This window comes from Desulfosalsimonas sp. (assembly GCF_055149105.1).
In genome coordinates this window covers 1-6,517 of the sequence record NZ_JBSRLA010000100.1, presented here as the reverse complement: position 1 = coordinate 6,517, position 6,517 = coordinate 1, and the positions used below count along the sequence as shown (strand labels likewise).

7 protein-coding genes are annotated in these 6,517 nt (G+C 52.4%); 2 read left to right on the top strand and 5 right to left on the bottom strand.

The window, feature by feature from the left end; all coding sequences use genetic code 11:
* The 3 genes from ACTCIA_RS15890 to ACTCIA_RS15880 form a co-directional block, all read right to left on the bottom strand.
* Positions 1 to 571: response regulator (locus ACTCIA_RS15890; RefSeq protein WP_463002785.1), on the bottom strand; the 571-nt coding region annotated here is incomplete at its 3' end.
* Between the two features lie 20 nt (positions 572 to 591).
* Entirely contained in the window at positions 592 to 1,035 is a 444-nt protein-coding gene (locus tag ACTCIA_RS15885) for a hypothetical protein (RefSeq protein ID WP_463002784.1), read from the bottom strand.
* Positions 1,036 to 1,197: 162 nt separating this feature from the next.
* Entirely contained in the window at positions 1,198 to 2,250 is a 1,053-nt protein-coding gene (locus ACTCIA_RS15880; RefSeq protein ID WP_463002783.1) for a sulfite exporter TauE/SafE family protein, read from the bottom strand.
* Between the two features lie 467 nt (positions 2,251 to 2,717).
* Here ACTCIA_RS15880 and ACTCIA_RS15875 point away from each other — a divergent pair, with 467 nt between their 5' ends.
* Both ACTCIA_RS15875 and ACTCIA_RS15870 read left to right on the top strand, forming a co-directional pair.
* Positions 2,718 to 3,749, top strand: a complete 1,032-nt coding sequence (locus tag ACTCIA_RS15875) for a sodium:calcium antiporter (RefSeq protein ID WP_463002782.1) — start codon at positions 2,718 to 2,720, stop codon at positions 3,747 to 3,749.
* A gap of 92 nt (positions 3,750 to 3,841) precedes the next feature.
* Positions 3,842 to 4,057 carry a CBS domain-containing protein gene (locus ACTCIA_RS15870; protein ID WP_463002781.1) on the top strand — a complete coding sequence of 72 codons (216 nt, stop codon included), beginning with the start codon at positions 3,842 to 3,844 and terminating at the stop codon, positions 4,055 to 4,057.
* Here ACTCIA_RS15870 and ACTCIA_RS15865 read toward each other — a convergent pair.
* Both ACTCIA_RS15865 and ACTCIA_RS15860 read right to left on the bottom strand, forming a co-directional pair.
* Entirely contained in the window at positions 4,054 to 5,463 is a 1,410-nt protein-coding gene (locus tag ACTCIA_RS15865; RefSeq protein ID WP_463002780.1) for a sigma-54-dependent transcriptional regulator, read from the bottom strand. The two genes, ACTCIA_RS15870 and ACTCIA_RS15865, sit on opposite strands and share 4 nt — an antisense overlap.
* On the bottom strand, positions 5,463 to 6,517 hold a 1,055-nt coding region (locus tag ACTCIA_RS15860), incomplete at its 5' end, for a two-component system sensor histidine kinase NtrB (protein WP_463002779.1). The genes ACTCIA_RS15860 and ACTCIA_RS15865, both read right to left, overlap by 1 nt.

Genomic DNA, 6,517 nt, shown 5'->3' with positions numbered 1-6,517 from the left:
AATCGTTTTTGGAAACCACGCCCCGGAGCCTGTCCTGCCGGTCGGTCACATGCAGTTCCTCCCGCTTGGGGGCCTGCCCGATGGCATTGAAGATATCCATTGCCTTTTTCAGGTCATCGCCCGTATCCAGGCGGATGAAATCCGCATTGCTGATTTCCTTGACCACCCGTCTGGACCAGAGAACAGGGTGGCGCTTGATTTCTTCGGCTGTCACTGCCTCCCGAATCCTTCCAGCCAGAACATCAATATCACAGGGTTTAAATAAATAGTCAAACGCCCCTTCCCTGACAGCCTCAACACCTGTTTCCACGTCCGCATATCCGGTCAGCATTATGACCTCACTGCTGTCGTCTGTTTTTTTCAATTCCCGCAATGTCTCGATGCCGTCCAGTTCCGGCATTCTCAAATCGAGCACCACCGCGTCGAATCGTTTCCTCTTTGCTGCATCAATGGCGTCCCTGCCATTGTAGGCCGCGGATGCACAAAAACCCCTTTTGTTTAGCAAACGGGAAATATTGTCCGCGAAACGCCCTTCGTCATCAACCACCAGGACCCGAATCGACTTTTCCACATCATCCTCTTTTCAACGGCTCAATACAGATGAATCATTACGCTGATCAAAACTATAAACAGTGCCGCCCATACCGTATGTCCCCAGACTCCCTTGCGCATCGGCCGGTAAGTCCTATCGTAATCGCGGCTGCGACTTTGCAAAGACAGACTGCCGGGGACTGCCAAACGCTTTCTAATCCTGTTTACAATATTATAAACCCAATTCCATGTGAGAGAAACAAGAAAAAATCCTATAAGACCCGAAAGCAGATGCGTCTTTCCAAGGCCGAGGCTCTTATATGCAGACCCGATTCTGGCGGGATTCAAAGGGCCCTCTGCAGTGCCGAAAAACCCCAGGTAATACAACCCCACAGAAATCCCCAGAACAACCATGGTCAGGCCGAATCTTTTCGCCCGGCGGCGGGCATATTCCTCTCTTCCCATCTGACTTCTAAGACTCCCTTTAAACCCGTATTGTTCCATTATTGATTCTCCTTCTTTTTTCATCAAGACAATGGCCCAGGCCGGACTGCTGAAGGGCCTGGTTCATTGCAAACCTGCTTCAACGGCGCTTCGGCTGGAAAGCATTTCTGCACTCCAGCCGATCGCGCTCTTTGATATGATGGAAATTGCTTTTCTCATGGCCTACAATCCGGCCGCAGCCATCCAGTCCGGCAGGAACCTGTAAACCAGGATCGCCACGACTATCAGACAATAGATAGGTATCGTATATGTCCAGAACTTCTGGGGAAAGACACGGGTGGCATATGGGGCCAGTATCCCTCCGCCGATGGCTGTGATCATCATTGTAGGAAGCAGCAAAAAGTCAATTTTCATTCCCGAAGCCACCATGGTAAACCAGACGATCGCCGCCACCGTACTGACCGTACCCTCACTGATAGCTGTGACTGCAAGCTGTGATTTGGCCGGCACACCCGAAATCAGGCCGCCGATGGTAACCACCGGGCCGTAGCCGCCGCCGCCGATGCCCTTGTTAAACCCCGCAAGAAAGGCAAAGCCCGCCATTCGCTTGAAACGATAGGGCCTTTTGGTCCCGGAGGAATAGGCCTGGTAAAGGGCCACCACCCCCATACCCAAAAGAAGAATCGTCACATAGAGCTTGATCCATGCCTTGGCTACCGAAAAAATTGCGTAAACCGAGGTTATGGAAATTATTACCGCGATAACCCCCAGGCCCGAAATCAAAAGCCAAAGTTTTACTGTCTCGGACATTGGACTGAATTTCCATTCCACGTTTTCAAACTCCCGGTGCAGAAATGCCCCGACCACCCCGCAGGTGGCCTGCTGGATCATGATGGCAGGGACCACCTGAAGCGGGGTGAAGCCCAGGGCCATAAGCGCGGGGCTCATCACTGTGCCGAAACCCATGCCGGCAGACGCGTCCATGAATTCAAAAAACAACCCAATTACAACCGCTATCCATACAATGTGCCATTGGTTGGTCCCCACAAGCCCGTGGGAAATATTGTACTGGGAGTCTGCTGCCCGCCAGGTGGCCTCAAAGGGGTTGCCGGCCAGCCAGCACCCCACAAGAAAAACTGCTATCAGGGGGCCGAATCCATACAACGCCCCCAGGAGTTGCCGCTTTCCGGGAATGGCCCTTTCCAGCATGGTTTTTTTTGTGGCCTCCAGTTCTTCCGAGACTTCAAAGCCCGTCCTTCTGTTTTTTTCTGTCATTCTTGCCTCCTCTCGTAAACGATTTTCCATTTTTACATTCGCATCCCATAAGCTTCGGCCGATTTTATTATCCTGTAATCAAAATATGTGCCATTGACCTCCGGGTATAAGTGCAGACCCAAAACATACTGAAACAATACTATATTAAAATTCAAGCTGGCCGGGGCAAATCATTGCAAGCCTTGTGGCCGCAAATTTTTCCGCCCCGGGTGTCAACTGTATGTTGACATTTCCGGCAAAAATGAAACCCTTAATGGACATTCCTGCTTGCTGAACCAGGAAATCCCGGGGGCAAGCACTTTTCTCCGATGCGCAGCGGAGAAGAGTTTTTCTATTATTTTTAAGCCTTTACAAAAAAAGCCCGTTTATGGGCATATGTTTTGCTTTTTGATTTTCAATATTTGAAAGATGATAACTTAGGTTCGTTAAATATATTCCATTCAAAGAACAATTAAGGAGAGTTACCAATGGAAGAACTACTGCAAAGATTCATCCCGGACTTGCCGACCCTGATTTTACTTGTCATTATTGTGATCTGTATCATCATGCTCTCAAAAGGAGCAGACTGGGCAATTGACGGTGTAGTGGGCCTGGCCAGAAGGACGGGGCTGCCAAGAATCGTAATCGGAGCCACGATTGTTTCCCTTGGAACAACCCTGCCGGAAGCTTTTGTTTCGGTAATGGCTGCATGGACGGGAAATCCCGGCCTGGCCCTGGGCAATGGCGTGGGCTCGATAATCGCAGATACCGGCTTGGTTCTTGGATTCGCGTGTGTAATGACCCGGGTGCCGATGAACAAATTTATCCTCGACCGCACCGGATGGGTACAGGTCGGTTCTGCCACCCTTCTGGTTGCGATTTCAGTGGCAGCCTTGTTAATAATGCCCGAACCAATGATCAAGCGGGAAATAGGATTTTTATTCCTGGCCCTTCTTGTCGCATACATGTATGCCACCTATAGATGGGCAAAAATAGGCGGCGAGCAGGCTTTAGACGGCGAGGCCGTGGACGACTCCGAGCTGATGGGCATTCCCGGTTCTCTGCTGCAAGTCGGCGGCGGTCTTTTCCTGGTAATCATGGGCGCCCGGATACTTGTACCCAGTGCGGCAGAAGTTGCCGTCCGCTTCGGAGTGCCCCAGGACGTTATTGCCGCCACCATGGTGGCTTTCGGCACATCATTGCCTGAGCTTATGACCGCGGTTGCGGCCATAAAAAAAGGACACCCGGAAATAATGGTGGGCAATGTAGTGGGGGCAGACGTTTTAAACTGCCTGTTTGTTATAGGAGCTGCTGCCTCTGCAAAATCGCTGGCTATCCCCGTTAATTTTTACATGTTTCACTTCCCGGTGATGCTGCTTATTCTTTATTCCTTCAGGGTGTTTATAAGGATGCAGAGGAAAAAGGGTTATTTCCATAGATGGCAGGGTGCATGGCTTCTGGGAATATATATCGTCTATGTCATTTCCCAGTATGCCTATAATGTGAATATACCGCATTAAAATCACGGCTGTTATGCCGGATTTTGGTGGCGTGGAGAAAAAGGTGGCGCGCCGGGTGCCCGCCACCTTAAAAAAACAGGTCGCGAAATCATATGGAATCGCGGAAAGTCAAAGCTGTTTTAATGCCTTATACACCGGGAATCCGCATGGAGCATACCGTGGCCCCGGATGACAAGCTCACCCACGCCGTAAAGGTCATGCTGTCAAACGGCATCAACCGGATTGCGGTAATCCAGAATGGCCGTCCCATCGGCATAATCCGTCTCGATGACGCCCTTGCAAAACTGGGGTTGAAACAAAACCCTTAACCGCCGTTTTTTCGCTTAAACACTTCTGTTTCCAGGCCGACCTCCTTGATGAGCCGATGCAGGTATTGTCTCTGGATCCCGGCCTTTTCCGCGGCCCGGCTGATGTTGCCGTCACTGTCCTCCAGCAGTCCCCTGATATACCGGCGGTAAAATTCCGTCATGACAGCCTCCTTTGCTTCCCTGAAAGGCAGGTTCAAAATATCGGGACCGGCTGTCGTCCCGTTCTCCCGGCTTTCTACAGGAGACGAAAAAATATCAATTACTTCAAGGATTTCGCTCCTGCAGAAAATAACGCCCCGTTCAATCATGTTTTCCAGCTCCCGGACGTTTCCTGAAAAGGTATGGGCGGATAGAGCCTTAAGCGCATTTGTTGATATCTGCCGAATCTGCTTCTGGTAAAGCAGCGCGTACTTTCTCATAAAATGCTGGGCAAGCACCGGTATATCCTCCCGGCGCATGGCCAGGCTCGGCATGTGGACATGAATCACGTTGAGCCGATAATACAGGTCTTCGCGGAAATTGCCGCTTTGCACTTCTTTTTCCAGGTTATGATTGGTTGCCGCCACGAAGCGGATATCGGCCCTTCGGGTGCGGGTGGAGCCCACCGGCTTGTATTCGCCTTCCTGCAGAAGCCGAAGTAGCTTTGTCTGCATTGAAAGGCTCAGGTCCCCGATTTCATCAAGGAACAGGGTGCCGCCGTGGGCTTCTTCCACCAGCCCTTTTTTGTCTTTCCAGGCGCCGGTAAACGCCCCCTTGACATGGCCGAACAGCTCGGACTCAATTACGTTTTCGGATATGGCCGTGCAGTTGACGGTAATTAACGGCTTGGATTTGCGCAGGCTGTACTGGTGCACCGCCTGCGCCGCCAGCTCCTTTCCGGTGCCGCTCTCGCCGGTGATCAGTACGGTGGCGGTGGTGGGCGCCACCTGCCTGATTTCTTCGAGAATGGATTTGATGGCGCCTGATGAGCCGATAACAGGCGGCGCAGCTTCCTTCTGCACCAGCTCTTCGCGCAGGGCGATGTTTTCCGAAACGATCTGCCGCCACTGCATGGCCTTGTCAATGGTAAGCAGAATCCGTTCCCGGCGGAAGGGCTTGGTGATATAATCGTATGCGCCCCCCTGAATCGCCTCAACAGCGGTTTCAATGGTGGCATATGCGGTCATGATAACCACCGAGGTATCGGGCCGGATCTTCTTGATCTGCCGCAGCGCTTCGATACCGCTCATTTTCGGCATCTTCAAGTCAAGGACCACCAGGTCAAAAGGGCTGCGCGCAAATATTTCAAGCGCCTTTTGCGGATCGCTTTGGGTGCTGACCTCGTGCTCGGTCTCTTCGGCGATATACCGGGAAAGCAGGACCAGCATGTCCTTTTTATCATCAACGATCAAAATTTTTCCGGCCATTATGAATCCGCCTCATAAATCAGCATTTTGACGATAAAAACCGTGCCGTGTTTCTCTTCGGGGTTCTCCGGCTCTTCTTTCGGCGTGCTTCTGCAGTCGATTGTACCGCCGTACTTGCTGACAATGCCGTAGGTAACCGACAGGCCGAGCCCCGTGCCCTCGCCTTCGGGCTTGGTGGTAAAAAACGGCTCAAAAATCCGGTCCAGATCCTGGCGGGGGATGCCGTGACCCGTGTCTTCAATCTCCACGGCCGCTTTTTTGGCCCCGGGTTCGTAGCCGGAGCGGATGGTCAGGGTGCCACCGCCCTTCATGGCCGCACAGGCGTTGTTGACCAGGTTCAGAAACACCTGTTGCAGCTCCCGGGGATCCCCGCGCACGGGCGGGAGGTCTTCTTCCAGCTCCGTGACCAGCTCAATGCCCTCCATTTCAATGGTATGGAAAACAATATTGATAATTTCCAGGATGCTTTCGTTTACATCAGAATGACTTTCCGCGCCTTCTCCGAACCGGGCAAAACGCAGCAGGTTCTCCACGATCTGCTTGCAATGCATCCCCTGCCGCTCAATGGTTTTCAGATCTTCATAAGACTGGCTGTCCCTGGAGGTCTTTCGAATCAGCAAATCAGAGAAACCCAGGATCACGCCCAGGGGATTATTGATCTCATGGGCCACTCCGGCTGCCAGGGTTCCCAGGGAAGCGAGCTTTTCCGTATTGATAAGCTGACGCTCCAGGTTTTTTTCATGAGTGACATCCCGGGCAATGCACAGCACGGTTTCCACCCGCCCGGTTTCATCCCGGATGGGCATAAAACTGGCACTCAGCCAGACTTCATGCCCCTTTTCCACCTGCAGGGGAAACTCGTCGCGGACGCTTCGCTCGTGGCGGTATACCATCTGGAGCAGCACGCGCTGTTTTTGCGCGGAGTCCGCCGGCAGGAGATGGTCAATGTTCCGGCCGATGAAATCCGCAGGCCGGCCGCCGAAAAAATTGGCGGTATAACTGTTCATGGACTGGAAGCGGCCTTCGCGGTCCACGGTGAAAATAAAATCCTCAG

Bases quoted from the DNA above. Each gene is read 5' to 3' on its own strand.
- ACTCIA_RS15875 (WP_463002782.1), top strand. From the start codon at position 2,718: ATGGAAGAACTACTGCAAAGATTCATCCCGGACTTGCCGACCCTGATT.
- ACTCIA_RS15885 (WP_463002784.1), bottom strand. From the start codon at position 1,035: ATGGAACAATACGGGTTTAAAGGGAGTCTTAGAAGTCAGATGGGAAGA.
- ACTCIA_RS15865 (WP_463002780.1), bottom strand. From the start codon at position 5,463: ATGGCCGGAAAAATTTTGATCGTTGATGATAAAAAGGACATGCTGGTC.
- ACTCIA_RS15870 (WP_463002781.1), top strand. From the start codon at position 3,842: ATGGAATCGCGGAAAGTCAAAGCTGTTTTAATGCCTTATACACCGGGA.
- ACTCIA_RS15880 (WP_463002783.1), bottom strand. From the start codon at position 2,250: ATGACAGAAAAAAACAGAAGGACGGGCTTTGAAGTCTCGGAAGAACTG.